The following is a 23,938-nucleotide window of genomic DNA, read 5'->3' as shown; positions in this document are numbered from 1 at the left end:
TGCGTGGCGGCGCGGTCAGGCGGCGCGGGTCGTGGCCTGTGCCCGCAGGCGGCCGAAGTACACGTCTTCCAGGTCCGGCGCGACGGCCACGAAGCCCTCGCCCGGCGAGCTGTCGGCCAGCACGTGGATCTGCGTGCGGCCGGCCATCAGCCGGGTGGATAGGATGGTCATGCGGGCGCGGTAGCCGTCCAGTTCGTGCTTGTCGATCGTGCGTCGCCACACGCGGCCTTCGAGGCTGGCGATTGCCTCCAGTGGTTCGCCGGTGAGCAGCACCTGACCCTGGGCGAGGATCGCCATGCGCGGGCACAGGTCGGTGACGTCCTCCACGATGTGGGTGGACAGGATCACCACCGTGCGCTCGCCGATCTCCGCCAGCAGATTGAGGAAGCGGTTGCGCTCTTCCGGGTCGAGACCGGCGGTGGGCTCGTCGACGATCACCAGCCGCGGCGCGCCGATCAGCGCCTGGGCAATGCCGAAGCGCTGGCGCATGCCGCCGGAAAACGTGCCGAGCTTGCGCTTGCGCACGTCCCACAAGTTCACCTGGCGCAGCAGCGCATGCACCAGTTCGCGCCGTTCGCCGCGCACGGTGACGCCCTTGAGCACCGCGAAGTGGTCGAGCATCGCCTCGGCCGACACCTTCGGGTAGACGCCGAACTCCTGCGGCAGGTAGCCGAGCAGGCGCCGCGTGGCTGGCTTGTCGGCCAGCAAATCCTGGCCGTCTAGCGTGATGCTGCCGCGGTCCGGGTCCTGCAGTGTGGCGATGGTGCGCATCAGCGACGACTTGCCGGCCCCGTTGGGGCCAAGCAGCCCGAACATGCCGTGCGGAATGTCGAGCGTCACTTCGCGCAGCGCGCGCACGCCGTTGGCGTAGGTCTTGGACAGGTCGCGAATGGCCAGCATGGGTTCCCTCCTGCGCTGCGGATGCGGCGCCTGCGGGGTCAGCGTACGTGCCCGGGCCCGCGCCGGCATGCGCCCAAGGTCATGCCATACGTGAGCGAACGGTGGCGATGCACACGTTTTCAGTCCCGTCGCCAGCGCGCCTTGGTTATGATGGAAGTCTTGCCGTGGCCCGTTTCCCGCGGCCCGCCCCCATTCCCCCAGGAGTCCCCATGGCCGACCTCAAAGAAGCACGCGTTCCGGATATCGGCGGCGACAAGGTTCCGGTGATCGAAATCTTGATCAAGGTCGGCGACCGCGTCGAAAAAGAGCAGAGCCTGATCACGCTGGAGTCGGACAAGGCCACGATGGAGGTTCCCGCGCCGTTCGCCGGCGTAGTGAAGGAGCTCAAGGTGGCGCTGGGCGACGAGGTGGCCGAGGGCACGGTGATCGCGATGATCGAGGCCGAGGGCGCCGCTGCGGCCCCGAGCCCGGCCCCCACCCCGGCTCCGGCTCCGGCGCCTGCACCGGGCAAGGCCGAGGCGCCGGCCAAGAGCGCTCCGGCCCCGGCCCCGGCGCCGGCCGCCGCGTCCGGCGGCGTGCGCGAGGCCCGCGTGCCGGACATCGGCGGTTTCGACGGTGTGCCGGTGATCGAGATCCTGGTGCAGGTCGGCGACACGGTGAGCAAGGACCAGGGCCTGGTCACGCTGGAGTCGGACAAGGCCACGATGGAAGTGCCCGCGCCGTTCGCCGGCGTGGTGAAGGAGCTCAAGCTCAAGGTCGGCGACGAGGTGTCCGAGGGCAGCCTGATCGCGCTGATCGAGGCTGCTGGCGAGAGCGCGCCTGCCGCCGTGCCCGCCGCTGCCGGCATGCCGGTGGCGCAGGGCGGCCCGAAGGTCCAGGAGCAGCCGTCGCCGATCGCCGCTCGCGGCGTGCTGCCGGGCAACGTGCCGGAAGGCGATGTGCCGCCGCAGGCGCGCCCGCCGTTCGACGCCAAGATCGTCATGCCGGGCGATGCGCCCTACGCCAGCCCGGCGATCCGCGCGTTCGCCCGCGAGCTGGGTGTGGACGTGAGCCAGGTGAAGGGCTCGGGGCGCGGCGGCCGTATCCAGCGCGAGGATGTCAGCGCCTACGTCAAGCACGCGCTCGCTTCGGGCGCCCGCCCGGTGCAGGGCGCGCCGGTGGCGGCCGGTGGCGGGCTCAACCTGCTGCCGTGGCCGAAGGTCGACTTCGCCAAGTTTGGCGAGATCGAGGAGAAGCCGCTCTCGCGCATCCAGAAGATTTCCGGCGCCAACCTCGCGCGCAACTGGGCGATGATCCCGCACGTCACCCAGCACGAGGACGCCGACATCACCGAGCTGGAAGCCTTCCGCAAAAAGCTCGGCGAAGAGAACAAGGATCTCAAGATCACCCCGCTGGTGTTCCAGATGAAGGCGGTGGTGGCAGCGTTGAAGCAGTTCCCGCAGTTCAACGCCTCGCTCGACGAGACCGGCGAAAAGCTGGTGCTCAAGAAGTACTTCCACATCGGCATCGCGGTGGACACGCCCGACGGCCTGGTGGTGCCTGTGATCCGCGACGTCGACAAGAAGGGCCTGCTGGATCTCGCCCGCGAGCTGGGCGAGATCTCCAAGAAGGCGCGCGACAAGAAGCTCGGCCCGGCCGACATGTCCGGCGGCTGCTTCTCGATCTCCTCGCTGGGCGGCATCGGCGGCACCGCGTTCACGCCGATCGTCAACGCGCCGGAGGTGGCGATCCTTGGCGTGTCCAAGGCGGCGATGAAGCCGGTGTGGAACGGCAAGGAGTTCGCGCCGCGGCTGATGCTGCCGCTGTCGCTGTCCTACGACCACCGCGTGATCGACGGCGCGCTCGCCGCGCGCTTCGCCGCGTTCCTCGCGCAGCAGCTGGGCGACATCCGCCGCCTGCTGCTCTGACGCCCCCGTGCCTGCTCCCTGGTCGGGAGCAGGCGGGTGAGGGCCGCGTCCCGTGAGAGGCGCTTGGCCGCGAACAAGAACATCCAAGGATTCCCCCATGGCAAGCACCATCGACATCAAGGTTCCCGACATCGGCGGTCACGACAATGTGCCGGTGATCGAGGTGCTGGTGAAGGAAGGCGACACCGTCGCCAAGGACCAGAGCCTGATCACGCTGGAATCGGACAAGGCGACGATGGAGATCCCCTCCACCGCCGCTGGCGTCATCACCGCGCTCAAGCTGAAAGTGGGCGACGAAGTGTCCGAAGGCACGCTGATCGCCGTGCTGGAAAGCCACGAGGAGCAAGCCGCGGCACCGGCGCCTACAGCTTCGCCTGCGCCGACTCCGGCCGCTCCGGCGCCCGCCCCCGCGGCTGCGGCTGCTCCGCAGGCGGCCGGTGCATCCGGGCGCACCGCGGACATCACCTGCCGGATGGTGGTGCTCGGCTCCGGCCCCGGCGGCTACACGGCGGCGTTTCGCGCCGCCGATCTGGGCCTGGATACGGTGCTGGTGGAGCGCTACGACACGCTCGGCGGTGTCTGCCTCAACGTCGGCTGCATTCCGTCCAAGGCCTTGCTGCATGCCGCCGCGGTGATCGACGAGGCCGAGGCGATGGCCGCGCACGGCGTGAGCTTCGGCAAGCCGAGTATCGACATCGACAAGCTGCGCGACTTCAAGTCCAAGGTGGTCGGCAAGCTCACCGGCGGGCTGTCCGGCATGGCCAAGCAGCGCAAGGTGCGCACGGTGCAGGGCGTCGGCGCATTCGTTTCGCCGAACGAGATGGAAGTGCAGACGGCCGACGGCGTGAAGCTGATCCGCTTCGAGCAGGCGATCATCGCCGCCGGCTCGCAGTCGGTGAAGCTGGGCATGTTCCCGTGGGACGACGAGCGCGTGCTCGATTCCACCCGCGCGCTGGAGCTGAAGGACGTGCCGAAGAAGCTGCTCGTCGTAGGCGGCGGCATCATCGGCCTGGAAATGGCCACGGTGTATTCCGCGCTCGGCAGCGCGGTGACCGTGGTCGAGTTCATGGACCAGATCATCCCCGGCGCCGACGCCGACCTGATCAAGCCGCTGGCGCAGCGCCTGGGCAAGAAGCTCAAGGGCATCCACCTCAAGACCAAGGTCACCTCGGCCAAGGCCACCAAGCAGGGCATCGAGGTGAGCTACGAGGGCGAGAGCATCCCGGCTGACACGGCGTTCGACCGCGTTCTGGTGTCGGTGGGCCGCTCGCCCAACGGCGCCAAGATCGGCGCGGAAAAAGCCGGCGTGGCGGTCACCGAGCGCGGTTTCATCAACGTCGATACGCAGATGCGTACCAACGTGCCGCACATCTTCGCCATCGGCGACCTGGTCGGCCAGCCCATGCTGGCGCACAAGGCCACGCACGAGGGCAAGGTGGCCGCCGAGGCCGCCGCCGGGCAGAAGAGCCACTTCGATGCGCGGGTGATTCCGTCGGTGGCGTACACCGACCCGGAGATCGCCTGGGTCGGCGTCACCGAGCGCGAGGCCAAGGAAAAGGGCCTGAAGATCGGCGTGGGCAAGTTCCCGTGGGCGGCCAGCGGCCGCGCCATCGGCAACGACCGCACCGAGGGCTTCACCAAGCTGCTGTTCGACGAGGCGACCCATCGCGTGGTCGGCGGCGGCATCGTGGGCACCCATGCGGGCGACCTGATCAGCGAAATCGCGCTGGCGATCGAGATGGGCGCGGAAGCGGCCGACATCGGCCTGACCATCCATCCGCATCCCACGCTGGGCGAATCGGTGGGCATGGCGGCGGAGGTCTACGAAGGCACCATCACCGACCTGTACATCCCGAAGAAGAAGTGAGCCGGTCGCCGTGCCTCGGCACGGCAGCGGACTCCAGAAAAGAAAAAGCCCGCGCAAGCGCGGGCTTTTCTTTGCCTGGCGAACCAGGCGGTGGCTTAGACAGCCTGGACTTCGTCCGCCTGCAGACCCTTCGGGCCCTTGGTCACGACGAAGGTGACCTTCTGGCCTTCCTGCAGCGACTTGAAGCCGGTGCCCTGGATGGCGCGGAAGTGGACGAACAGGTCGTCACCACTTTCCGGGCTGATGAAGCCGAAGCCCTTGGCATCGTTGAACCACTTGACGGTACCGCTCTGACGATTTGACATGACGCTTTAACCTTTGACACATGGATGTATACGGCGTGGAGTGAGGCAGACTCGCCGCAGGATGACGCAGTGCAGCCGAACTCAGCCTCAAGCACTACTTCGCCAGCGTACTCTATCTGCCGCGGGCAATGCCTTATTTATTTTTGGCCGATTTTCGAAAATCAGCGTTGCCAAGCTGGAAAATCGATGGGAATGAATGGCTTGAGCGCAATCTAAGATTTTTTCCCGGCGCCGTCGTCAGCCCTGAGAAACGCCATCTTTTGCCCCTTCGGAAGCTTTTTGATCGCCGCTTCGGCGCGCGAAGCGCTGGCGCGGTCGGGGTAGGGGCGCCAGCCGAGCAGCCGGCGGGGAGGATTGGCACGCGTGTATCGGGCGCCGCGTCCGGCCGCATGGGCCGCGTAGCGGGCGGCCAGGGCGTTGCTGATGCCGGCGTACCAAGCGCCGTTGATGCACTCGATCAGATACACACACCATTGGCCGGACTCGGGCCATGGCATGTCGTGCGCATCGGGAAGCGGGCTGGCCGCGCCTGAGGTCATGCGGCCCAGTGTAGAACGCCGCCGCCGCGGCTTGGCCACGGCGGCGGTGTCCACTTCAGACCACGGTGAGGGTGACGTCGATGTTGCCGCGCGTCGCGTTGGAGTACGGGCACACTTCATGCGCCTTCGCCACCAGCGCCTCGGCGGCGCTGCGCTCCATGCCGGGCACGCTGATCGTCAGCGCCACTTCGATGCCGAAGCCGGCCGGGATCGGACCGATCCCGACGCTGCCCTCGATGCGGGTGTCGGCGGGCAGGACGATCTTCTGCTGGCCGGCGACGAACTTCATCGCCCCCAGGAAGCATGCCGAGTAGCCGGCGGCGAACAGCTGTTCCGGATTGGTGCCGGTGCCGCCGGCGCCGCCGAGCTCCTTGGGCGTGGTGAGCTTCACGTCGAGCACGTTGTCCGATGAGATGGCGCGGCCATCACGGCCGCCGGTGGCCTGGGCGTGGGCGCGATACAGAACGTTTTCGATGGACATGGGGTGTCTCCTTGGTGGTTGGTTCGGGTTGAATAGATATTGCTTGCTATTTAATAGCGCGCGATTTATTTGGTGCGGATTCGACCGAGGTCATGGCGCGCGGAGGGGTCACGGGTGCTCGGCCAGCCGGGCGCGCAGCCCGTCCAGCTGCGCCTTGAGCTCCAGCAGCTGGTCCAGTTCGCAGCCGGTGGCGCAGAACACGGCTGCGGGCACGGCGCCAGCCTTGCGCCGCAGCGCGCGGCCCTCGGCGGTCAACGAGATGACGACCTGGCGCTCGTCTTCGGCCGCGCGCCGTCGGCTCAGCAGGCCGGCGGCCTCCAGTCGCTTGAGCAGGGGCGTGAGCGTGGCCGAGTCGAGGAACAGCCGTTCGCCGATCTGCGAGACGGTGAGGCCATCGCCCTCCCACAGCACCAGCATCACCAGATACTGCGGATAGGTGAGGTCGAGGTCGGCGAGCAGCTTGCGGTAGACCTTGGTCATCGCCAGCTGCGCCGAATACAGCGAAAAGCACAGCTGCTGGTCGAGCCGCAGCGGCGCGGGTTTGGTCTCGGGGGTGCGGCGTGTGCTCATGGGACGGCAATATACATAGCGCGCTATCTAATAGCAAGCGTCTTTATTTTGAAGCCGGTGCCGCCTCAATCCGGCGAGGGCATTCCGAACAGGTCGGTCTGTGCCGCGTAGTCGTCTGCGTCGACGAAGCCGGACAACCCGACGCCTACGAGCCGGTAGCGGCTGTCGGCCGGGCGCTCCACGCGGCTGCGCAACGCGCACGCGATATCGGCCAGTTCCTCCGCCGAATGCGGGCGGCTGGCCGGGGTGAGGCTGCGGGTGAGGGTCTGGAAGTCGGCGGTCTTGAGCTTCAGCACCACCGTGCGCGCCACCCGTCCTTCCTCGCGCTGGTGGCCGGCCCAGGTCTTCTCGGCCAGGCGTCGGATGTGCGGTTCGAGTTCGTCCAGCAGCAGGTCGTGCTCGAAGGTGTCTTCCGCCGACACCTGCACGCTCGGGCGTTCCGGCTGCACCGGGTGATGGTCGATGCCGAGCGACAACTCGTGCAGGCGTCGGCCCCAGCGGCCGAAGCGCTGCTCCATTTCGGCCAGTGGCAGGGTACGCAACTGGGCCACCGTGGCGATGCCGAGCTCGGCCAGCTTCGCCTCCATCACCTTGCCCACCCCCGGCAGGCGTCCCACCTTGAGCGGCAACAGGAAGGCGTCGACCTGGTGTGGCCGCACCACGAACAAGCCGTCGGGTTTGCGGTGGTCCGACGCGATCTTGGCGAGGAACTTGTTCGGCGCCACGCCGGCCGAGGCGGTCAGGCCGGTCTCTTCGCGGATCGCCGCGCGGATCGCCTCGGCCGTCGCGGTGGCTGAACCCAGACCGCTCTTGGTCACGGTGACGTCGAGGTAGGCCTCGTCCAGCGACAGCGGTTCGATCAGGTCGGTATGCCGGGCGAAGATCTCGCGGATCTGCCGCGAGACCGCCTTGTAACGCGGGAAATCCGGCGGCACGAAGATCGCCTGCGGACACAGCCGCTCGGCACGCACGGCCGGCATCGCCGAGCGCACCCCGAATGGACGGGCCTCGTAGCTGGCCGCACACACCACCGAGCGCGCACCACGCCAGGCGACCACCACCGGCTTGCCGCGCAAGGCGGGGTCGTCGCGCTGCTCAACCGATGCGTAGAACGCATCCATGTCGATGTGGAGGATCTTGCGGATAGGGGCGGACACGGGCGAATGCGTGGGGGACACCCGGCCATTCTAGCCATCGGCCAGCGCCGGCCATTCAGCTCCAGGCAAGCGCTTTCACGCCGCCCCGTCGTCCGGCTTCGTAGCTTGCGCGGACACAGGGCCACGCCGATACGGCGGCGCCTGCTGCCGCCGCTGCTACGGAGACATCATGCAGGTCAACGTCGCTCCATCGCGCTTACCGGGCGCCGCCGCGCGCGATTGTCCGCTGGGCTCCGCGAATTCGATCGAGGCCGCCTTCCACGCCTTCATCAAGGCGGCGCCCTTTCCCTGCCTGGGGGCCAAGGCCTCGCACGCCCGCGATGAATTGCATCTGCTGCGGGCGGGCGACCTGACCCAGGCCGATGACGATGATGCGATCACTCGCCAACTACAGTCGCTGGCCGAGCCTGCCGCGGGCCCCTCGTTCATCAGCGTGGCTGTGCTGTTTCCGGCTTCGCCGACACTGGACGAGGCGGCGTTCGAGCGTGCGCTGTGGGATCGGTTGGCCGCCATCCACGCGATCGATCGCCGCCGCTACGGCTGGGACCGCCGCGTCAGCGATGATCCAGCGTCGCCGCGTTTCAGCATGAGCGTGGGCGGCAAGGCGTTCTACGTGGTGGGCCTGCATCCGGTGGCAAGCCGTCCGGCACGCCGGTTCCGCTGCCCGGTGCTGGTGTTCAACCTGCACAGCCAGTTCGAGCAGCTGCGCGCGGATGGGCGCTACGACAAATTGCGTCAGGCGATCGTGCAGCGGGACGTGGCCTATGCCGGCTCGCCTAACCCGATGCTCGCGGTGCACGGACGCAGCTCCGAGGCGCGCCAGTACAGCGGGCGCCGCGTGGGGCCGGACTGGGTCTGCCCGTTTGCCCCCGGCGGCGACGGAGAGCGGCCATGATCCAGACCATCGAGCCGCGCAGCGGCGTGGCCTTCGCGTTGCGCAAGGGCGAGCGCCTGCGGGTGATCGATCCGCAGGGCGAGCAGGTGGCCGACCTGGTGGCGTTCAATCGCCACGACCTCGGCGAGGCGATCTCCTCCGGTCGCAGCATCGACTACGCCAGTCGCATCTACCTTTCCACCGGCGATCCGATCTACTCGAACCGATCACGCGTGATGCTGCGCATCGGCGAGGACACGGTGGGGCGCCACGACTTCCTCCTCTCGCCCTGTTCGGCCGAGATGTTCCGCATCATCTACGGCGACGAGCGGCCGCATCGTGGCTGCTTCGGCAACCTCGCCGCCGCGCTGGCGCCGTACGGCGTTGTACCCGACGCGATCCCCACGGCGTTCAACGTGTTCATGAACGTGCCGGTGGATCCGCTCACCGGGACGATCCGCGTCGAGCCGCCGCTGAGCCGTGCCGGCGACTACACCGTGTTCGAAGCGCAGATGGACCTACTGATCGGGCTCACCGCGTGCTCGGCTGGTCAGTCCAACAACTTTTCCTACAAGCCGATCCACTACGAGGTGCTGCCCGGTGGCTGAGCGGGCGCTCTTCATCCGTCGCAGGCCCGTCGCATCGAGTACCGGCGTCATCGAGCGCCTTCCGAAGTGGCTCAACCTGGTGCCGATGGTGGTGCAGTGGGTATGGCTGGGCCTGCGCTATCGCAGCCTCACGTTGCCGTCGGCGGCCAACCCGGCGATCACCGCGGGCGGCTTGGTGGGCGATACCAAGTCGGAATATTTCGCCGCCATGGGCCCGCACGCGCGTTCCCGCGTGGCGCCGTTCGCGCTGTTTACGGCAGATGGCGCACGGAGCATGCCGCAAGCGCTGGCCGCCATGGCAGACGCGGGCCTCGCCTTTCCGGTGGTGGCCAAGCCGGATCTGGGCTGGTGCGGCTTCGGCGTACGTCGCCTCGATGACGACGCGGCGCTGGCGGACTATCTCGCCCGCTACCCGGCCGGTGAGGCGCTGATGTTGCAGCGCTACCTGGACGAACCGGGCGAGGCGGGCCTCTTCTACGTTCGTCGCCCGGGTGAGCCGCGCGGGCAGTTACTGGGCATCCTGCTGCGCCACTACCCGCAGGTGATCGGCGACGGTCTGCACAGCGTGGGCGAACTGGTGGCGCATGACCCGCGACTGCAACGGGCCCTGGCGCGCCCGCGCGAGCATCAATGCGCGTTCGATCCCGCGCACGTCCCCGCGGCAGGGGAGGTGGTGCGGCTTTCGCTGATCGGGTCGACGCGCGTGGGCGGCCGCTACGAGGACGGCTCGACGCTGGCCACCGATGCCCTGCTCACAGCCGTGGAGGCGGTGGCCCGCGACATGCCGCGCTTCCATGTCGGACGTTTCGACGTGCGCTTCGCGACCGTGGCCGACCTGCGCGAAGGCCGCTTCACCATCATGGAAGTGAACGGTGCCGGTTCCGAGGCAGTGCATGCGTGGGATCCCCGCTACAGCGTGCGGCAGGCCTACGCGATGGTGTTCGCCAAGCAGCGGGTGTTGTTCGAGCTCGGGGCGGCCAATCGCCGGCGCGGATTCCGGCCGGTCGGCGCGCTCGCGCTGGTGCGGCATCACCTGCGCCAGCAGCGGCTGATCCGCCGCTACCCGCCGTCGAACTGAGTCGATGCACCGCGGCGGGTGCGCCCGCCCCAGCGTTGCCTGGCCTCGAAAGCCGCCAGCGCCAGACTGCCCAGGACGAACGGCAGCAGGCTGTAGGTGAGTCGATAGCACAGCATGGCGGCGAGCAGGTCGGGCCGCTGCGCCTGGGTGAACGAGGCGAGCATGATCGATTCGAACACGCCCAACCCGCCGGGTGCATGGCTGATCAAGCCGGCGAGCACGGCACCGACGTAGATCGGCAGGAAGTCGACGAACGGCGGCGCGATGGACGCCGGCAGCAGGATGTAGAGCGCTGCGATCGCCGCGCTCATCTCCACGCCGCCGATCAACATCTGCAGCGCTGCTGCACGACCGTTGGGAAAGACCAGGGTCCAACGGAAGATCCGCAGTGAACGCGGGCGCCGGCCAAGCCAGAACAGCAGCGTCCCCAGTGCCACCAGCAGCGCCAGGCCCGGAATGCGGCCCCAGCCGCGGGCAATCGCCGGCTCCCAGCACAGCGCCCCGGTGATCACCACGGCGAAGCCCAGTCCCACGCCGAGCCCGGCCACGCCGACGATACGCGCGGTGTCACCGGCACTCAGTCCGCCGGACCGATAGATCCGGAAACGCACCGCGCTGGCGGTCAGCGCATGAAAGCCCAGCGTGTTGGCCAGCGCATTGGCCACCGTTCCGGCGAACGCTGCGCGACGCATCGACACTCGCCCCGGCACGGTCAGCGCAGCCGCCTGCATCTCGAATATGGCGAGCATGGCGAAGCTGACGCCAGCCGCTACGACCGAGCCGGCGATCCGCGTGGCTGGCAGCTGCGCCCAGGCTGCGGCAAAGGCACGCCAGGAGATCTGCGACAGGTAGCGGTGCATGAGCCAGCCAGCCACCGACAGCATCGCCACGGCCGCCGTCAGCGAGAGCCAGCGCATCCACGGCGACGCGCCGCCGGACGATTTCGACGCCGGGCTCCTGCTCACTCGCGTGCTCCCGCTTGCCGCCATGCAGGCCGAGGCGAAGCGGAGCCAGGTGGGTAAGGCGCGGGTGCGTTCGAAAGGGGGGGCGATGTGAGCATGGTCGAGCCAGAGGGCAAGGCGCGATTCTAAACGGGCGCAGCGGAGCTGGCGTGATCGGTGGCCGCGGCAGCACTTGCGGCATGTCGGTGAAAGGCGTTGCGGCGAAGCGAATGACATGACATGCGGCACATGCGCCCAACGAAGCCGGCACAACGGGCGGTCATCGTGTCAGGCTATGCGTTGGTCCTTCTCGCCAGTGACGCCCAGCGACGCCATGACGACAGCATCTTCCTCACCGACCTATCTTCGCCGCCTCGGTACCTGGGACGCTGCCGCGATCGTGATCGGCGGTGTGATCGGCGCGGGCATCTTCCGCAACCCGGCCACCGTGGCCGAGCGCACCTCGGCGGGTTGGCAGGTGCTGTTGCTGTGGGCGATCGGCGGCCTGCTCACGCTGGCCGGCGTGCTGTGCTACGCCGAACTGGGCGCGCGCCGTCCGCAAGCCGGCGGCACCTATGTCTACCTGCGCGAGGCGTTCGGCAAGTTGCCGGCGTTCCTGTTCGGCTGGACCATGGCGCTGATCAACTACCCCGGCAGCGTCGCCGCGGTGGCGACGACGTTCGCTGATTATTTCTGCGCGGCGCTGGGATTTCCCGGCAGCTTCGTCAAACCCGTCGCGGTGGGGTCGATCGCCTTCATCGTGGGCATCAACCTGTTCGGTATCCGCGCCGGCGCGTGGGTGCAGAACATCTTCACCGTGCTCAAGCTCGCCGCCATCGCCCTGCTGGTGGTGGTCGGGCTGATCCTTGCGCGCGGCCACCTGGGCAGCGCGCTGGCGGCCGATCCCGTGCACCTGGCCTCACCCGGCGACTTCCTCGGCGCGCTGCTGCCGGTGCTGTTCGCCTACGGCGGGTTCCACTATCTCAACGATCTGGCCGGGGAAGTGCGTGACCCGCAGCGCACGCTGCCGCGCGCGCTCGGGCTGGGCATGGCCGGCGTGGTGGGCAGCTATCTACTGGTGAACTTCGCCTATCTGGCCGGCTTGGGTCATGCCGGGCTGGCCGCCAGCGCGGCACCGGCGGCCGATCTGCTGCGCGATCTGCTCGGCCCGTCGGGCGCCACGATCATGGCCCTGGGCATCGCCTGCTCCACCTTCGGCTACTGCGCCATCGCCATCGCCGGCGGCGCGCGCGTGCTGCAGACCATGGGCAGCGACGGCATGTTCTTCAGTGCGGTAGGGCGGATCGATCCGACCAGCCGTGCGCCGCAGGTAGCGCTGGCCACGCTGGGCGCGTGGGCGATCGTGCTCACCCTGTCGGGCAGCTTCGGCCAGTTGCTGGACTACACCACGGTCGGCGAGTGGCTGGCGCACGCGTTCGGCATCGCCACGCTGTTCTGGTATCGCCGGCATCTGGCGCATGAGCCCTCGCCGTACCGCGTGCCGTTCTACCCGGTGCTGCCGCTGGTGTTCGTGGTGACGGTGCTGGGCGTGATCATCGCCACCTCGATCCACGCACCGCGCGATGCGGGCATGAGCCTGCTGATCATCGCTTTGGGCGTACCGGCGTTCTACGGCTGGCGCTGGCTGGAGCGCCAGGCGGCGGGCTGATTCCCCGATCCGGGCGGCCGCGCTACGCTGGCCGGGCCGCGATCGCCCGGCAAGGGGTCGGCGACGCCGGTCATTTCGCCTGAGGGGGTGTCATGGGGAGTGTCTTGGAGTGCTGGCAGGCATGAGCCTGCTGGCCATCGTGCTCGTGGTGGTGGTGGGCATCGCGATCGCTGCGCTGCTGCTGACGGTGTCGTTCCGGCTGGTGGTGGGCTCGATGCCCTCGTATCTGCGTGCGATGGGAGCGGTAGTGCTCACCGCGCTCGCCTCGGCGGTGGCGCTCGGCCTGGCGCACGCGCTGCTCGGCGGCGGCCGGCTGCTGGCCTTCGTGGTGCAGTTTCTGGTGGGCGCGGCGATGGTCAACTGGCTGCTGCTGGACGGTACCGGTCAGCGGGTCGGTTACGGCAAGGCCTGTCTGGTGCAGCTGGTCTACCTGGTGATGGAAATCGTCATCGGCGTGCTGCTGGCGATCGCCATGGCCGTGCTGTTCGGCGCGGCGGTGATGTCGATGCACCACTGAGCAGACGCATACGGCGAGGGCGCCGACGCGCCCTCGTCACTCGCGAATACGGGGTCAGGCCAGGCTAGTGGCGACGCCGAAGGCGATCGCCATCACCGCGGCCACCGCCAGGCAGGCGCTGGTGGGGCGGATGCGCCGGGCATCCACGCGCGGAATCAGCCGCCACAGCAGCGCCACGCCGACCAGCATGTCCACCACCAGCACGCCGCGTAGCGCGTTGCTGGTAAGCAGCGCGCCATAGGGCGGACGCACGTGGCCCTCGTGCACAGCCACCGCGCCGACCATCGCCATGCCGGCCATGGTCCACAGCAGGCAGGCGAGGTACACGCGGTTGAACACCACGCTGCTGCGCTCGTTCCAGCGCAGCAGCGGCCAGGCGATCAGCGAAAAGAACAGAGCGAAGATCGAGCTGTACAGCACCCACCACAGGAGGGTGCTGAGCACGGTGAGCAGGGTGGTCATGCAGAAGCCTTGAAGCCGAGCCGGCGCAGCAGCTTTTCCATCAGCCATGCCGGTCCGACCAACAGATATGAGAGGTCGGTGAGGAAGCTCGGCCGGCGCCCCTCGAACTGGTGTCCGACGAACTGGCCGATCCACGCCACCACGAACACGATCAGCGCGCTCCAGCGCAGGTTCGCCGCGCCGTAACGGTTGAACAGCAGGCCGGTCAGCAGCGCCAGCAGCGCGAAGGCCAGCAGCAGCGCGCCGCCGAGCCGGTGCGAGCGCTTCCAGTACCAGGCGAACGCCAGCACCATCGCCAGCACCGCCCATGCACCCGGCTGCAGGAAGCGCGGCGGCACCGGGATCGTCCACAGCAGCGCGATCACGCTCCACACGATCGGCGGCACGCACAGCCAGTGCAGACGCTGGTTGACCGGGTGCTGGTGATCGGCGCTGTAGCTGTCCAGCCAGTCCTGCATGGTGCGCATGGCGTGCCTCCCGCGGGGTGTTCAGTCGATGGAGATGCCGGCCAACCGCTGCAGCGCCTCGGCGTACTTGGCCGAAGTACCGGCAATGACCTCCGGCGGCACGTGCGGGCCGGGCGCGGTCTTGTTCCAGTCCAGCGTCTCCAGGTAGTCGCGCACGAACTGCTTGTCGTAGCTGGGCGGGCTGATGCCCACCTGGTAATGGTCGGCCGGCCAGTAGCGCGAGGAGTCGGGCGTGAGCATCTCGTCCATCACGTACAGCTTGCCGTCCTCGTCGGTGCCGAACTCCAGCTTGGTGTCGGCCAGGATGATCCCGCGCTCGGCGGCGTAGGCGGCGGCCCAGCGGTAGATCGCCAGCGTCGCGTCGCGCACCTTGTCGGCCAGCTCGCGGCCGACCGCATTCACCACGGCGTCGAAGCTGACGTTCTCGTCGTGGTCGCCCACGGCGGCCTTGGTCGACGGGGTGAAGATCGGCTCGGGCAGCTGCTGGGCCTGCTTGAGGCCGGCCGGCAGCGTGATGCCGCAGACCGCGCCGGTGCGCTGGTAATCCTTCCAGCCCGAGCCGATCAGGTAGCCGCGGGCGATCGCCTCCACCGGCACCGGCTTCAGGCGGCGCGTCACCACGGCGCGCTTGGCATACAGCGCCAGGTCGGTGCCGGCGGGCAGCACGTCGGCCAGCGGCACGTCCAGCAGGTGGTTCGGCACCAGGTGGGCGGTCTTGGCGAACCAGAAATTGGAGATCTGCGTGAGCATCTCGCCCTTGCCCGGGATCGGATCCGGCAGCACCACGTCGAACGCCGACAGGCGATCGGTGGCCACGATCAGCAGGCGCTGGCCGGGCAGGGCATACACATCGCGCACCTTGCCGCGGTGGATCAGCTCCAGGTCGGGCAGGTTCGATTGGGACAGGGTGGTGGGCACGATTCGGTTCCGGGTGGGGCGGGCGCGGCATAGTGTAACGGCGCGGCGCCCGGCCGGACCGGCGGCGAGGGCGCTGGTAGACTGGCGCGTCTTCCATCCCGTGTGTTGCCGATGCGAACCGTCCTGATCGCGGCGCTGTGCCTGGCCGCTTCCGCTGCGCCCCTGCGGGCCGAGATGCCCGCCCGTCCCGCCCGCCTCGGGCTCTGCGCCGCCTGCCACGGCGAGCACGGCATGGCGCAGATTCCCGGCGCACCCAACCTGGCTGGGCAGAAGCTCGATTACCTGCGCGAAGCGCTGAAGCAGTACCGCGACGGCCGCCGCAACGTGGCGCTGATGAAGGCCGCGATCGGTCCGGTCAGCGATGCCGAGCTTGACCAACTGGCGCAGTGGTACAGCGCGCAGACGCCGGTGGCGGCGCAGCCATGAGCTACACCTACACCTTCTGGCTGGCCGTGGTCGGCCTGTTCCTCGGCCATGGCCTGCCGGGCGCCATCGTCGGCGCGCTGATCGGTTTCGTGCTGGACAACATGCGCTACAGCCAGCGCCGCAGCGCGGTGCCGGAGGCCGGCGGCTTCATCCGTCCGCTGTTCGCTCTGCTTGGCGCCGTGGCCAAGAGCGACGGCCGCGTGTCGGAGGCGGAGATCGCCATCGCCGAGCGCCTGATGACGCGCATGGGCCTGGAGGCCGCGCAGCGACAGGAGGCGATTGCCAGCTTCAACCGCGGCAAGATGCCGGAATTCGACGTGTCGCCGACCATCGGCGAGCTGCGCGACTGGGTCGGCCTGCGCCGCGATCACGCCTTCCCGGTGCTCGACGTGGTGATCGAGACCGTGCTGGCCGAGGGCAACCCGCCGCCGGAGAAGATGGCGATCCTGCGTCAGCTGGCCTTCGCCATGCGCGTGAGCGACATGGAGCTGATGGCGCTGATGGCAATGAAGGGCTACGCCTGGAACGCCACCGGCAGCGGCCCGCGCAGCGGCGCCGGCAACGGCGGCGGCTACGTGCCGCCGCACCGCTCCACCGGCGGCCCAGACCCCTATGCCGTGCTCGGCGTGCAGCGCGATGCGGACGAGCGCGCCATCAAGCGCGCCTACCGCAAGCTGATCTCCGAACATCACCCTGATCGCCTCGGCGACCTGCCCGAGGACATGCGCAAGCGCGCCGAGGCGCGGGCCAGCGAGATCAATGCGGCCTACGAGCGCATCAAGGCTGAGAAGGGCTTCAAATAAAAGCCGCGTAGGAGCGCACCGACATGCGCGAAAAGCCTACGAAGAGGTAACGCCGCACATTCCGGTCGCGCACAAGGTGCGCTCCTACAGAGATCAAGCCATGAGCAAGCAGTCCCCCATCATCGCCCCGTCCATCCTCTCGGCCGACTTCGCCCGCCTCGGCGAGGACACCGCCAAGGTGCTCGCCGCCGGTGGCGACTGGGTGCACTTCGACGTGATGGACAACCACTACGTGCCCAACCTGACGATGGGCCCGATGGTGCTCAAGGCGCTGCGCGACTACGGCATCAGCGCGCACATCGACGTGCACCTGATGGTCAAGCCGGTCGACCGCATCGTGCCCGACTTCGCCAAGGCCGGCGCTAGTTCGATCAGCTTCCATCCGGAGGCTAGCGAGCACGTCGACCGCACCATCGGCCTGATCAAGGAGGCCGGCTGCCAGGCCGGGCTGGTGTTCAACCCCGCCACGCCGCTGAACTGGCTGGACCACGTGCTGGACAAGCTCGATTTCGTGCTGCTGATGTCGGTGAACCCGGGCTTCGGCGGGCAGAAGTTCATCCCCTCCGCGCTGGACAAGCTGCGCGAGGTGCGCCGACGCATCGACGAGAGCGGTCGCGCCATCCGGCTGGAAGTGGACGGTGGCGTGAGTGCCGACAACATCGGCGCCATCGCCGCAGCCGGTGCCGACACCTTCGTCGCCGGCTCGGCGATCTTCAACGCGCCGGACTACGCGGCGGCGATCGCCGCCATGCGCCGCGCGATCGGCTGATCGCCGCCGGAACACGCAAAAAGAAGTCCCGGAGCCGCAAGGCACCGGGACAAGCGTCGTCGGACGCGTCAGGGAGATCACCAGAGTGGGCGCCGCCCCGCCGCTGCACCGTGCTGGTGCCACGCGACGGGTTCCACGGCAATGGCGCGACGCCACTCAGAGGATTGGAACCGCGTCCAGCGGCGATGGTTCCCGCCTGTTCAGAATTTTCTTGCGATGAAAAAAACTCCCCTCGCGCGGAGGGGAGAAGAAACGGCCATGAAGGTCGGGGGAACAGGTCGAACGGTCGGTTTGGACAGGCTTTACAGCGGCTGCCACTCCGGATCGGGCTCCTGCGCGCCTGGCGCCGCCGCGCTTCCTTGCGCGGCGGCGACGCGGCCTTCCATGGCATCGAGTCCGGAAACGAGTGTGAAATTTTCGTGCGATGTCATCAGGCGTCCTCCTCAGTGCATGCCCATCACGAGCCCGAGCAGCAAGGCGCCGATCGCCAGCACCACGCGCAGCGGTTCGAAGCCGTGCAGTTCGGCATTGCGGTCGACGTCATCGGCGGCGGGGCGGGCCATGGGAAAGTCCTTCGGTTGCGGGCGGCGGTGTCCATCAGGCGCCTGGCACGGGCACGGCGGGCGGCATATTGCGGCCGGTGGGGCGATCGCTTGGGGCAAATCGCGGGCACAGGGCGAAACCGGCTTGCACCGCGCACCCACGCATAGCACGCTGCGCGCCATCCACTCACGGACGCGAAGGAAGTCGATCCCATGGGCCGCAGCATCGCCATCGTCGAAGACGAACCGCTGATCCGCGCCAACTACGTCGAGGCGCTGAACCGCTTCGGCTACGACACCCGCGGCTACGGCTCGCGGCAGGAGGCGTCGAGCGCGTTCGCCATGCGCCTGCCGGAACTGGTGATCATCGATATCGGGCTGGGCGACGAGCCGGAGGGCGGCTTTGACCTGTGCCGCGAGCTTCGCGCGAAGTCGCCCACGCTGCCGATCATCTTCCTCACCGCGCGCGACTCGGATTTCGACGTGATCTCCGGCCTGCGCCTGGGCGCGGACGACTACCTCAGCAAGGACACCAGCCTGCACCAGCTGGCCGCACGCATCGCCGCGCTGTTCCGCCGCATCGCCTCGATGCAGGCCCCGGCGGCCAGCGAGACGGTGATCGAGCACGGGCCGCTGAAGCTCGAATCCGAACGCATGCGGATCACCTGGAACGGCGAGGAAATCCCGCTCACCGTCACCGAGTTCTGGATGGTGCACACGCTGGTGCGCTTCCCCGGCCACGTGAAGAACCGCGACCAGCTGATGCGCGAGGCTGAGCTGGTGGTGGACGACGCCACCATCACCTCGCACATCAAGCGCATCCGCAAGAAGTTCATCGCGCTGGCGCCGGAGTTCGACGCGATCGAGACCGTGCACGGCGTCGGCTACCGGTGGAAGCCGTGAGGCGATGGCTGCTGCTGGCGCTGCTGCTCCTGCTCGCCGGCCCCGCCTGCGCCGGCCAATCCATCCTGGCCAGCGGCGCGCGCGACGGCGCCACGCCGGCATGGACCATCACGGGCGTCGGTCCGGAGGGCTGGACGGCAGATTGCTGCACCTATGCCCGCGCCATCGGCGTGGATGCGGTCGTCTATCGGGGCGAGTGGACCGGCGAACCGCAGCGCGTGATGGTGCTCAACGTGTGGCCGGCCAAGCTGCCCACGCTGGAGGCGGAGCTCGCTGCCGACCGCACGCGCTATCACCAGCATGATCCGGCCGGTCGCGACACCACGCTGGCCATTGCGCACCCGCGGATGCATTGCGCCGCCAACGTGTACGAAGGCAGCGACCATCTCGACGACATGGTCGTGTTCTGCGATCCGGGGCAGGCCAGCGGCGTGCGGCTGAGCTGGTCGATGACGCTGGCCGCCAATGAGCCGCAGCGGCGTGCGCTGCTCGATGCGCTGCTGCGCGTGGTGGCAGGCACCACCTATCGCCGCGGCGCGACCGCGCTGCCGGCCACCGCCCGGCCCTGATGCTGCGCCGTTTCGCGCCATGACCCTGCGCCGCAAGCTGCTGCTCGTTGCGCTATGCACGCTGGCGCTGCCGGTGGCCGGCTGGCTGTACGTGCGGCAGATGGAAAACCTGCTGCGCGACGGCCAGGCGCAGGCGCTTACCGCCTCGGCGCGCGCGGTCGCGCGCAGCCTCGCGGTCACCGGCGCCACGCTGCCCGAAGGTGGCGAGGGCTGGTACGTGCAGAGCGCCGACACGCCGATCACCGTCGATGGCTACGGCGACGACTGGGCGCCGCTCACGCCCTGGAGCGAGCCGGTGGGCACGCGCGGCAAGCTGCTGCTGGCGCGCGACGCCAGCTGGCTCTACCTGTGGCTGGACGTGCGTGACAGCCGCCGCACCCGCGCCGAGGTCGACGACCCGCTGGTGCTGCGTGCCGACCACGTCGTGCTGACCCTGGCCCGCGGCAGCGCGCAGCGGCGCTACCTGCTGGCCAGCGCCGCGCCCGGCCCGATCAGCGCCCGTCCGCTGGATCCGCCGGTGGACGGCCTGCCGGATCTGCTCACCGCGCAGTGGCAGGAAGACGGCAGCGGATATCGCATCGAGTTGCGCATCCCGCGCGCGGCCGGGGTTAGCGCGCTGGGCATCGGCGTGTTCGACCCCGCCGATGGCGGCGACCCGCTCGCCGTCGAGCAGCGCCCGCTGCTGGCGTACTCGCGCACGCTGTCGGACGAACTGGCCCAGCTGGCGCCGGACGACGTGCATGCCCGCGTGCTGTCGCCCGACGGCTGGCTGCTGGCGCAGAGCGGCCGGCGCGACGCGGATCGCAACCAGGGCGCTCAGCCGGGCTGGTTCGCCGCGCTGATCTATCGTTCCCTGCTGGCCGATCGCGTGCAGGCCTCGCAACCGTGGATGCAGGATGCGCCGCGCCTGCTCACGGATGAGGTGACCCAGGCCCGTCACGGCACGCTGGCCGCGGTGTGGCGCGACGGCGAGACGCGGGCCAGCGTGGTCCTCGACGCTGCCGTGCCGATCGAGCACGCCGGCAAGGTGCACGGCGTGCTGCTGCTGGAACAGGCCAGCCGGGCGGTGCCGCTGCTGGCCAATCGCGCGCTGTTCGGCCTGCTGCTCACCAGTTTCGCGGTGCTGCTGGTGGCCGGCGGCATCCTGCTCGCCTTCGCCACGCGGCTCAGCCTGCGTCTGGGCAAGCTGCGCGACGCCGCCGAGCGGGCACAGGCTGCGGATGGCCGTCTGGACGGCCTGTTCCGCCAGGGCCGCTTTCCGCTGGCCGATGCGCCGGACGAGGTCGGCGACCTCGCGCGCAGTTTCGAGAAGCTATTCGAGGCGGTGGGCGGCTACACCGATTATCTGCGCACGCTCGCGTCCAAACTGTCGCACGAACTCAACACGCCGCTGGCGATCGTGAAGTCCTCGCTGGACAACCTGGAGCACGCGCTCGATGCCGAGGGCGGCGTGCCGGCCGGCGCGGCACCGTACCTCGATCGCGCGCGCGACGGCACCGCCCGCCTCGGCATGCTGGTGCGTGCCATGAGCGAAGCCAGCCGCATGGAGCGTGCGATCGCCGCCGCCGAGCCCGAAGACGTCGACCTGCGCGACGTGGTGCGTGGCTGCGCCGACTCCTACCGCGTGCTGGCCGGTACGCGACGCTTCGACTGCGTGCTGCCCGAGGCGCCGCTGCCGTTCCACGGCGCACCCGAGTTGATTGCGCAGGCGCTGGACAAGCTGTTCGACAACGCCCTCTCATTCACGCCTGCCGATGGTTGGCTGCGGCTGGAGCTGCACGCGCTCGACGGCGGCGCGCAGATCACCCTGGCCAACCAGGGGCCGCTGCTGCCCGAGGCGATGCAGGCACGGCTGTTCGATTCGCTGGTGAGCCTGCGCGACAAGGCCACGCCCGGCGACGCGCCGCATCTGGGCCTGGGCCTGTACGTGGTGCGGCTGGTCGCCGAGCGCCACGGCGGCATGGCGCTGGCTCGCAATCTGGACGACGGCAGCGGCGTGGCGTTCACGCTGCAGCTGTTCGGTATGCCGCGTCCGCGGCTATAGCGCCGGCGAGTCGAGGTGGAAACGCACCGGCACGCTGGTGGTGGCCGTGGTGGCGCCACCGTCGGGGCGTAGCGCGCGGAAGCGCCACTGACGGGCGGAAGCTACCGCGGCGGCATCCAGCTCGGGAAATCCGCTCGATTTGGCCACCTCAACCTCGCGCGGAAGGCCGTCGGCGCCGATGGTGAGCATCAGCAACACGGTGCCCTGGTGACGTTGCCGCAGCGCCTCCTCCGGATAGCGCGGCGGCGGGCGACTGATGATCTCCACCGCCACCGGTGCGCTGGTGGCGCCATAGGCCAGCACCCAGCCGCCGTCGCCGCGCGTCAGGTGCGCCTGGTAGGTCTCCAGCTCACCGCAACCGCCGGCACGGCCATCGCAGCGGCGCAGGCTGTAGGTGAGCTGGCCCTGCCCATCGAGCGTGAAGTCGGTCAGCTGGGTGCGGCGCGGGTCGATCGGCATATCGATCGCCGTGCCGACGAACGCGCCGTGACGAAACACGTAGAGCTGCGCGGCGCTGGGCTGGCAGTGGTCATCGCGCTGCACGATCGCCTCGGCTACGTAGTCATCGCCGCTGCGCTGCGCGCGACCGGTCAGCGTGCGCTGGCCGCCGGCGAGCAGGAAGCGGTCCTCGTCGTTCTGCGCGGCGCTGCCCGCCGGACAGGTGGTCGTGCTCGCTGGGGCGGCGGCCGACAACGGCTGCAGCGGGCGTGGAACGTAGCGCACCGGCGGCGCAGTAGCCGCCGGCGTGGCGGCGCGATGCTGGTGCCACAGCAACGCCAGCACCAGCACCGCGGCGATGCCGCCGAGCCAGGCGAAAGAGCGGCCGCGGCCACGGCGGGCGCCGGGAGGCAACGGCGGTGGCATGGCGCCGGGCCCGGGCAGCGGCGGTGGTGTGGCAGCGAGCGGCAGCCGCTGCCAGCTGGCGTCGCCATCGTGGCACCAGCGATCGCCGGGGCGGGCGTACGGGTCGCGTGCCCCGGCAGGAAGCGGTCCGAGCACGCGCTCGCCGCGCAGCAGCCAGATCAGCGCCTCCTCGTCGCGATGCACGCCCGCTTCGGTGCCCAGCGCCTTCAGCTGGCTGGCCTGGTCCTGCGCCGTGGCCTGGTCGAGGCCGCGCCGGATGATCAGTGGCGCGCGCTGCCACACCTTGTCGCGAAAGGCTTCCGGCGACATGCCGAAGGCGTCAGCCAGCCGCGCATCGACGGCGCCGGTATCCGGATATGCGTACTCGCCGGTGAGGACCAAGCAGAACGTGTCCATGCGCCACGCACTCCTCGAAGGGATCGTCTGCAAGCTTACCCAAGCTCCCGCGCCGATCGTGCCGTTCGCCGCGGGTGCGCAATCAACGCGATATCAGCCGCGACAGGCCAGCGGCAGATATTGCGGCTGGATCGTGGTGTCTGGTGTGTTGCAGTTCCACTGCACCTGTCCCCGCGCGTCCCGGTATGGCACGAGCACCAGCACTCGGCCCCGTAGAGCTCGGTTCGCCTGCGGCGCGTCGTACGCGATCACCAGCTTGCCCGCCTCCACGTCGATCGACGACACGTAGCGCCCATTGATCGACGCGGTCTCGTCGATGCCGGCAGCGGCGTTGTCCTGCGGCATGTCGCCATGGTCGGCGTAGTAGGCGGCCACGGCCGTCTCGGCATCGCGAGCGACCGCAAATCCCTCGGCGACCTGTGCGCGCAGGACGTAGTCTTGGTAAGCCGGAAGGGCGATGGCGGCGAGGATCGCGATGACTCCCGGGAACAGCCACAGCAGGTAGAAGACACCTTTCGGCGGTGAAGTGTCGACTCGACCGGTCTCCTTCCACCGCGCCAGCCAGCGTAGCTGTCCCTGCAGGTAGTACATGTTGAAGAAAAACAGGGTGACCCCGCCGATGTGGACGGTCGGTGTGCCCCGCCGAAAGCGACTCTCCAGCGAGCCGGCCATCGAGAAGTACGCGACCAAGTAGAGCACCCAGTAGGCCAGCAGGAGCACCAGGCCAAGAGCTGGGAGGCCCGCCGAACCTCCCCGAGCCGGCGCCGCAGCGATGATCAGGGCGTAGCCTGTCACGAAGCAGCCGAGCGCCAGGCCGAGCAGCAGGGTGGCATGGCTGTGACGATCGATCTTGCGCACCCAGCTCGACTGCACGAACGGCCAAATCACCCCGAACAGGCCCAGCGTGAGAATGGCGAACAGCAGCACAAGTCCCCAGTGCAGCGAAGGCGGCGAGGGCAGTTCGGAGCGCCGCTGTTCGCGCGTCGTCGCTGTGCCAGAGACGTCGCCATCAGAAAAGGTTTTCGGCGGTGGAGGCGGCGCGCTGAATGGCGGCGGTGCCACCGCGGTTGCATCAGGAAAAAGCTGCGCCAGCGGCGCCCACGCCGCCATCCCCTCGCGCCAGGCCAGCGTGCCGGGGCCGAAGCGGCCCTCGCCGATCCACTGGCGCAAATTCGCCTCGGTATAGGGTCCGTACCTCTGGCCGTCTTGGCCGATCCAGATATTCGCCTCGCTACTCACTGCCACACTCCTTTGTCGTGATGACCAACTTGCCCGTGCCGCTCGTGACGAACGGATCTCTGGGGTGTGCGGGGCGCTCGCCCATATGCGCTGCCGCGACGCCATGCCGACGCCGGGCGGTCG

At 69.0% G+C, this 23,938-nt stretch carries 27 protein-coding genes; 14 read left to right on the top strand and 13 right to left on the bottom strand.

Features of this window, described 5'->3' with window-relative positions; translation table 11 throughout:
- Window positions 1-15: 15 nt before the first annotated feature.
- On the bottom strand, window positions 16-900 hold the full coding sequence (locus ACQVBX_RS12895; RefSeq protein ID WP_431634522.1) for an ABC transporter ATP-binding protein: 885 nt from the start codon (window positions 898-900) through the stop codon (window positions 16-18).
- A 209-nt stretch (window positions 901-1,109) separates the two neighbouring features.
- Here ACQVBX_RS12895 and aceF point away from each other — a divergent pair, with 209 nt between their 5' ends.
- Together aceF and lpdA are read left to right on the top strand one after the other, a co-directional pair.
- On the top strand, window positions 1,110-2,807 hold the full coding sequence (gene aceF / locus ACQVBX_RS12890) for a dihydrolipoyllysine-residue acetyltransferase (RefSeq protein ID WP_431634520.1): 1,698 nt from the start codon (window positions 1,110-1,112) through the stop codon (window positions 2,805-2,807).
- A 97-nt stretch (window positions 2,808-2,904) separates the two neighbouring features.
- Complete coding sequence (gene lpdA / locus ACQVBX_RS12885; RefSeq protein WP_431634518.1) at window positions 2,905-4,674, top strand: dihydrolipoyl dehydrogenase; 1,770 nt, start codon at window positions 2,905-2,907, stop codon at window positions 4,672-4,674.
- 95 nt (window positions 4,675-4,769) lie between these two features.
- On the opposite strand, the gene ACQVBX_RS12880 is transcribed toward lpdA, so the two are convergent.
- From ACQVBX_RS12880 to dinB, 5 genes are all read right to left on the bottom strand, one after another.
- Window positions 4,770-4,979: a cold-shock protein gene (locus tag ACQVBX_RS12880; protein WP_431634516.1), complete on the bottom strand. Its 210-nt coding sequence runs from the start codon at window positions 4,977-4,979 to the stop codon at window positions 4,770-4,772.
- Between the two features lie 212 nt (window positions 4,980-5,191).
- On the bottom strand, window positions 5,192-5,476 hold the full coding sequence (locus ACQVBX_RS12875) for a GIY-YIG nuclease family protein (RefSeq protein WP_431638184.1): 285 nt from the start codon (window positions 5,474-5,476) through the stop codon (window positions 5,192-5,194).
- Window positions 5,477-5,573: 97 nt separating this feature from the next.
- Window positions 5,574-5,999: an organic hydroperoxide resistance protein gene (locus tag ACQVBX_RS12870; protein WP_431634514.1), complete on the bottom strand. Its 426-nt coding sequence runs from the start codon at window positions 5,997-5,999 to the stop codon at window positions 5,574-5,576.
- A 108-nt stretch (window positions 6,000-6,107) separates the two neighbouring features.
- Entirely contained in the window at window positions 6,108-6,569 is a 462-nt protein-coding gene (locus ACQVBX_RS12865) for a MarR family winged helix-turn-helix transcriptional regulator (RefSeq protein WP_431634512.1), read from the bottom strand.
- Between the two features lie 65 nt (window positions 6,570-6,634).
- Window positions 6,635-7,726, bottom strand: coding sequence for a DNA polymerase IV (gene dinB / locus ACQVBX_RS12860; protein WP_431634510.1), 1,092 nt, complete (start codon window positions 7,724-7,726; stop codon window positions 6,635-6,637).
- Between the two features lie 169 nt (window positions 7,727-7,895).
- On the opposite strand from dinB, the gene gntA reads away from it, so the two are divergent.
- From gntA to ACQVBX_RS12845, 3 genes are read left to right on the top strand one after another with little or no spacing between them, the layout of a single operon-like run.
- On the top strand, window positions 7,896-8,621 hold the full coding sequence (gntA, locus tag ACQVBX_RS12855) for a guanitoxin biosynthesis heme-dependent pre-guanitoxin N-hydroxylase GntA (RefSeq protein WP_431634508.1): 726 nt from the start codon (window positions 7,896-7,898) through the stop codon (window positions 8,619-8,621).
- Window positions 8,618-9,208 (top strand): DUF1989 domain-containing protein, encoded by a 591-nt coding sequence (locus ACQVBX_RS12850; RefSeq protein WP_431634505.1) that lies wholly within the window; start codon window positions 8,618-8,620, stop codon window positions 9,206-9,208. Before gntA ends, ACQVBX_RS12850 begins: the two co-directional genes overlap by 4 nt.
- Window positions 9,201-10,286, top strand: coding sequence for a hypothetical protein (locus ACQVBX_RS12845; protein ID WP_431634503.1), 1,086 nt, complete (start codon window positions 9,201-9,203; stop codon window positions 10,284-10,286). The genes ACQVBX_RS12850 and ACQVBX_RS12845 overlap by 8 nt, the downstream gene beginning before the upstream one ends.
- Here the strand turns inward: ACQVBX_RS12845 and ACQVBX_RS12840 are convergent.
- Window positions 10,268-11,146, bottom strand: coding sequence for a UPF0104 family protein (locus tag ACQVBX_RS12840; RefSeq protein ID WP_431634501.1), 879 nt, complete (start codon window positions 11,144-11,146; stop codon window positions 10,268-10,270). The genes ACQVBX_RS12845 and ACQVBX_RS12840 overlap by 19 nt on opposite strands.
- On the opposite strand from ACQVBX_RS12840, the gene ACQVBX_RS12835 reads away from it, so the two are divergent.
- From ACQVBX_RS12835 to ACQVBX_RS12825, 3 genes are all read left to right on the top strand, one after another.
- Entirely contained in the window at window positions 11,145-11,342 is a 198-nt protein-coding gene (locus ACQVBX_RS12835) for a hypothetical protein (RefSeq protein ID WP_431634499.1), read from the top strand. The two genes, ACQVBX_RS12840 and ACQVBX_RS12835, sit on opposite strands and share 2 nt — an antisense overlap.
- Before the next feature lie 219 nt (window positions 11,343-11,561).
- A complete protein-coding gene (locus ACQVBX_RS12830) occupies window positions 11,562-12,896 on the top strand; it encodes an APC family permease (RefSeq protein WP_431634497.1) in 1,335 nt (444 codons plus the stop codon).
- Between the two features lie 121 nt (window positions 12,897-13,017).
- Window positions 13,018-13,413 (top strand): hypothetical protein, encoded by a 396-nt coding sequence (locus ACQVBX_RS12825; protein WP_431634495.1) that lies wholly within the window; start codon window positions 13,018-13,020, stop codon window positions 13,411-13,413.
- Window positions 13,414-13,467: 54 nt separating this feature from the next.
- Here ACQVBX_RS12825 and ACQVBX_RS12820 read toward each other — a convergent pair whose 3' ends face one another.
- Genes ACQVBX_RS12820 through ACQVBX_RS12810 form a run of 3 tightly spaced genes read right to left on the bottom strand, consistent with a single transcriptional unit; the run spans window position 13,468 to window position 15,260 of the window.
- The gene (locus ACQVBX_RS12820) at window positions 13,468-13,875 is read right to left on the bottom strand and encodes a hypothetical protein (RefSeq protein ID WP_431634493.1); all 408 of its coding nucleotides are present in this window, start codon (window positions 13,873-13,875) and stop codon (window positions 13,468-13,470) included.
- Entirely contained in the window at window positions 13,872-14,342 is a 471-nt protein-coding gene (locus tag ACQVBX_RS12815; protein ID WP_431634491.1) for a DUF962 domain-containing protein, read from the bottom strand. The genes ACQVBX_RS12820 and ACQVBX_RS12815 overlap by 4 nt, the downstream gene beginning before the upstream one ends.
- 21 nt (window positions 14,343-14,363) lie before the next feature.
- Window positions 14,364-15,260 (bottom strand): phosphoribosylaminoimidazolesuccinocarboxamide synthase, encoded by an 897-nt coding sequence (locus ACQVBX_RS12810; protein ID WP_431634490.1) that lies wholly within the window; start codon window positions 15,258-15,260, stop codon window positions 14,364-14,366.
- A 111-nt stretch (window positions 15,261-15,371) separates the two neighbouring features.
- On the opposite strand from ACQVBX_RS12810, the gene ACQVBX_RS12805 reads away from it, so the two are divergent.
- The 3 genes from ACQVBX_RS12805 (at window position 15,372) to rpe (ending at window position 17,258) form a co-directional block, all read left to right on the top strand.
- A complete protein-coding gene (locus tag ACQVBX_RS12805; RefSeq protein ID WP_431634488.1) occupies window positions 15,372-15,686 on the top strand; it encodes a c-type cytochrome in 315 nt (104 codons plus the stop codon).
- Window positions 15,683-16,489: a co-chaperone DjlA gene (gene djlA, locus ACQVBX_RS12800; protein ID WP_431634487.1), complete on the top strand. Its 807-nt coding sequence runs from the start codon at window positions 15,683-15,685 to the stop codon at window positions 16,487-16,489. Before ACQVBX_RS12805 ends, djlA begins: the two co-directional genes overlap by 4 nt.
- Window positions 16,490-16,589: 100 nt before the next feature.
- Window positions 16,590-17,258 carry a ribulose-phosphate 3-epimerase gene (gene rpe, locus ACQVBX_RS12795; protein ID WP_431634486.1) on the top strand — a complete coding sequence of 223 codons (669 nt, stop codon included), beginning with the start codon at window positions 16,590-16,592 and terminating at the stop codon, window positions 17,256-17,258.
- Window positions 17,259-17,560: 302 nt separating this feature from the next.
- Here the strand turns inward: rpe and ACQVBX_RS12790 are convergent, their stop codons facing one another.
- Window positions 17,561-17,689 (bottom strand): hypothetical protein, encoded by a 129-nt coding sequence (locus ACQVBX_RS12790; RefSeq protein WP_431634485.1) that lies wholly within the window; start codon window positions 17,687-17,689, stop codon window positions 17,561-17,563.
- Window positions 17,690-18,013: 324 nt separating this feature from the next.
- Between ACQVBX_RS12790 and pdsR the strand changes: the two genes are divergently transcribed.
- The 3 genes from pdsR to ACQVBX_RS12775 are packed head-to-tail and all read left to right on the top strand — an operon-like array spanning window position 18,014 to window position 21,316.
- Window positions 18,014-18,703, top strand: a complete 690-nt coding sequence (pdsR, locus tag ACQVBX_RS12785) for a proteobacterial dedicated sortase system response regulator (protein WP_431634484.1) — start codon at window positions 18,014-18,016, stop codon at window positions 18,701-18,703.
- Window positions 18,700-19,272, top strand: a complete 573-nt coding sequence (locus tag ACQVBX_RS12780) for a hypothetical protein (protein WP_431634483.1) — start codon at window positions 18,700-18,702, stop codon at window positions 19,270-19,272. Before pdsR ends, ACQVBX_RS12780 begins: the two co-directional genes overlap by 4 nt.
- A gap of 19 nt (window positions 19,273-19,291) precedes the next feature.
- Window positions 19,292-21,316, top strand: coding sequence for an ATP-binding protein (locus ACQVBX_RS12775; protein ID WP_431634482.1), 2,025 nt, complete (start codon window positions 19,292-19,294; stop codon window positions 21,314-21,316).
- On the opposite strand, the gene ACQVBX_RS12770 is transcribed toward ACQVBX_RS12775, so the two are convergent.
- Window positions 21,311-22,576 carry an energy transducer TonB gene (locus ACQVBX_RS12770; RefSeq protein WP_431634481.1) on the bottom strand — a complete coding sequence of 422 codons (1,266 nt, stop codon included), beginning with the start codon at window positions 22,574-22,576 and terminating at the stop codon, window positions 21,311-21,313. The genes ACQVBX_RS12775 and ACQVBX_RS12770 overlap by 6 nt on opposite strands.
- 93 nt (window positions 22,577-22,669) lie before the next feature.
- The gene (locus tag ACQVBX_RS12765; protein WP_431634479.1) at window positions 22,670-23,815 is read right to left on the bottom strand and encodes a pilin; all 1,146 of its coding nucleotides are present in this window, start codon (window positions 23,813-23,815) and stop codon (window positions 22,670-22,672) included.
- Window positions 23,816-23,938: the final 123 nt, after the last annotated feature.

The sequence above is a fragment of the Dyella thailandensis genome, from assembly GCF_050749815.1.
Taxonomy (GTDB): Bacteria; Pseudomonadota; Gammaproteobacteria; order Xanthomonadales; family Rhodanobacteraceae; genus Dyella_A.
Note: the sequence above shows the minus strand (reverse complement) of the source record. Positions and strands in the feature narration are given on the sequence as shown.

What these genes read in the sequence shown, in the direction of transcription:
- ACQVBX_RS12895 (WP_431634522.1), bottom strand. Translation starts at nt 900, where the DNA reads ATGCTGGCCATTCGCGACCTGTCCAAGACCTACGCCAACGGCGTGCGC.
- aceF (WP_431634520.1), top strand. Translation starts at nt 1,110, where the DNA reads ATGGCCGACCTCAAAGAAGCACGCGTTCCGGATATCGGCGGCGACAAG.
- lpdA (WP_431634518.1), top strand. Translation starts at nt 2,905, where the DNA reads ATGGCAAGCACCATCGACATCAAGGTTCCCGACATCGGCGGTCACGAC.
- ACQVBX_RS12880 (WP_431634516.1), bottom strand. Translation starts at nt 4,979, where the DNA reads ATGTCAAATCGTCAGAGCGGTACCGTCAAGTGGTTCAACGATGCCAAG.
- ACQVBX_RS12875 (WP_431638184.1), bottom strand. Translation starts at nt 5,476, where the DNA reads ATGCCATGGCCCGAGTCCGGCCAATGGTGTGTGTATCTGATCGAGTGC.
- ACQVBX_RS12870 (WP_431634514.1), bottom strand. Translation starts at nt 5,999, where the DNA reads ATGTCCATCGAAAACGTTCTGTATCGCGCCCACGCCCAGGCCACCGGC.
- ACQVBX_RS12865 (WP_431634512.1), bottom strand. Translation starts at nt 6,569, where the DNA reads ATGAGCACACGCCGCACCCCCGAGACCAAACCCGCGCCGCTGCGGCTC.
- gntA (WP_431634508.1), top strand. Translation starts at nt 7,896, where the DNA reads ATGCAGGTCAACGTCGCTCCATCGCGCTTACCGGGCGCCGCCGCGCGC.
- ACQVBX_RS12850 (WP_431634505.1), top strand. Translation starts at nt 8,618, where the DNA reads ATGATCCAGACCATCGAGCCGCGCAGCGGCGTGGCCTTCGCGTTGCGC.
- ACQVBX_RS12835 (WP_431634499.1), top strand. Translation starts at nt 11,145, where the DNA reads ATGAGCCAGCCAGCCACCGACAGCATCGCCACGGCCGCCGTCAGCGAG.
- ACQVBX_RS12840 (WP_431634501.1), bottom strand. Translation starts at nt 11,146, where the DNA reads ATGCACCGCTACCTGTCGCAGATCTCCTGGCGTGCCTTTGCCGCAGCC.
- ACQVBX_RS12830 (WP_431634497.1), top strand. Translation starts at nt 11,562, where the DNA reads ATGACGACAGCATCTTCCTCACCGACCTATCTTCGCCGCCTCGGTACC.
- ACQVBX_RS12825 (WP_431634495.1), top strand. Translation starts at nt 13,018, where the DNA reads ATGAGCCTGCTGGCCATCGTGCTCGTGGTGGTGGTGGGCATCGCGATC.
- ACQVBX_RS12820 (WP_431634493.1), bottom strand. Translation starts at nt 13,875, where the DNA reads ATGACCACCCTGCTCACCGTGCTCAGCACCCTCCTGTGGTGGGTGCTG.
- ACQVBX_RS12815 (WP_431634491.1), bottom strand. Translation starts at nt 14,342, where the DNA reads ATGCGCACCATGCAGGACTGGCTGGACAGCTACAGCGCCGATCACCAG.
- ACQVBX_RS12805 (WP_431634488.1), top strand. Translation starts at nt 15,372, where the DNA reads ATGCGAACCGTCCTGATCGCGGCGCTGTGCCTGGCCGCTTCCGCTGCG.
- djlA (WP_431634487.1), top strand. Translation starts at nt 15,683, where the DNA reads ATGAGCTACACCTACACCTTCTGGCTGGCCGTGGTCGGCCTGTTCCTC.
- rpe (WP_431634486.1), top strand. Translation starts at nt 16,590, where the DNA reads ATGAGCAAGCAGTCCCCCATCATCGCCCCGTCCATCCTCTCGGCCGAC.
- ACQVBX_RS12790 (WP_431634485.1), bottom strand. Translation starts at nt 17,689, where the DNA reads ATGACATCGCACGAAAATTTCACACTCGTTTCCGGACTCGATGCCATG.
- pdsR (WP_431634484.1), top strand. Translation starts at nt 18,014, where the DNA reads ATGGGCCGCAGCATCGCCATCGTCGAAGACGAACCGCTGATCCGCGCC.
- ACQVBX_RS12775 (WP_431634482.1), top strand. Translation starts at nt 19,292, where the DNA reads ATGACCCTGCGCCGCAAGCTGCTGCTCGTTGCGCTATGCACGCTGGCG.
- ACQVBX_RS12770 (WP_431634481.1), bottom strand. Translation starts at nt 22,576, where the DNA reads ATGGACACGTTCTGCTTGGTCCTCACCGGCGAGTACGCATATCCGGAT.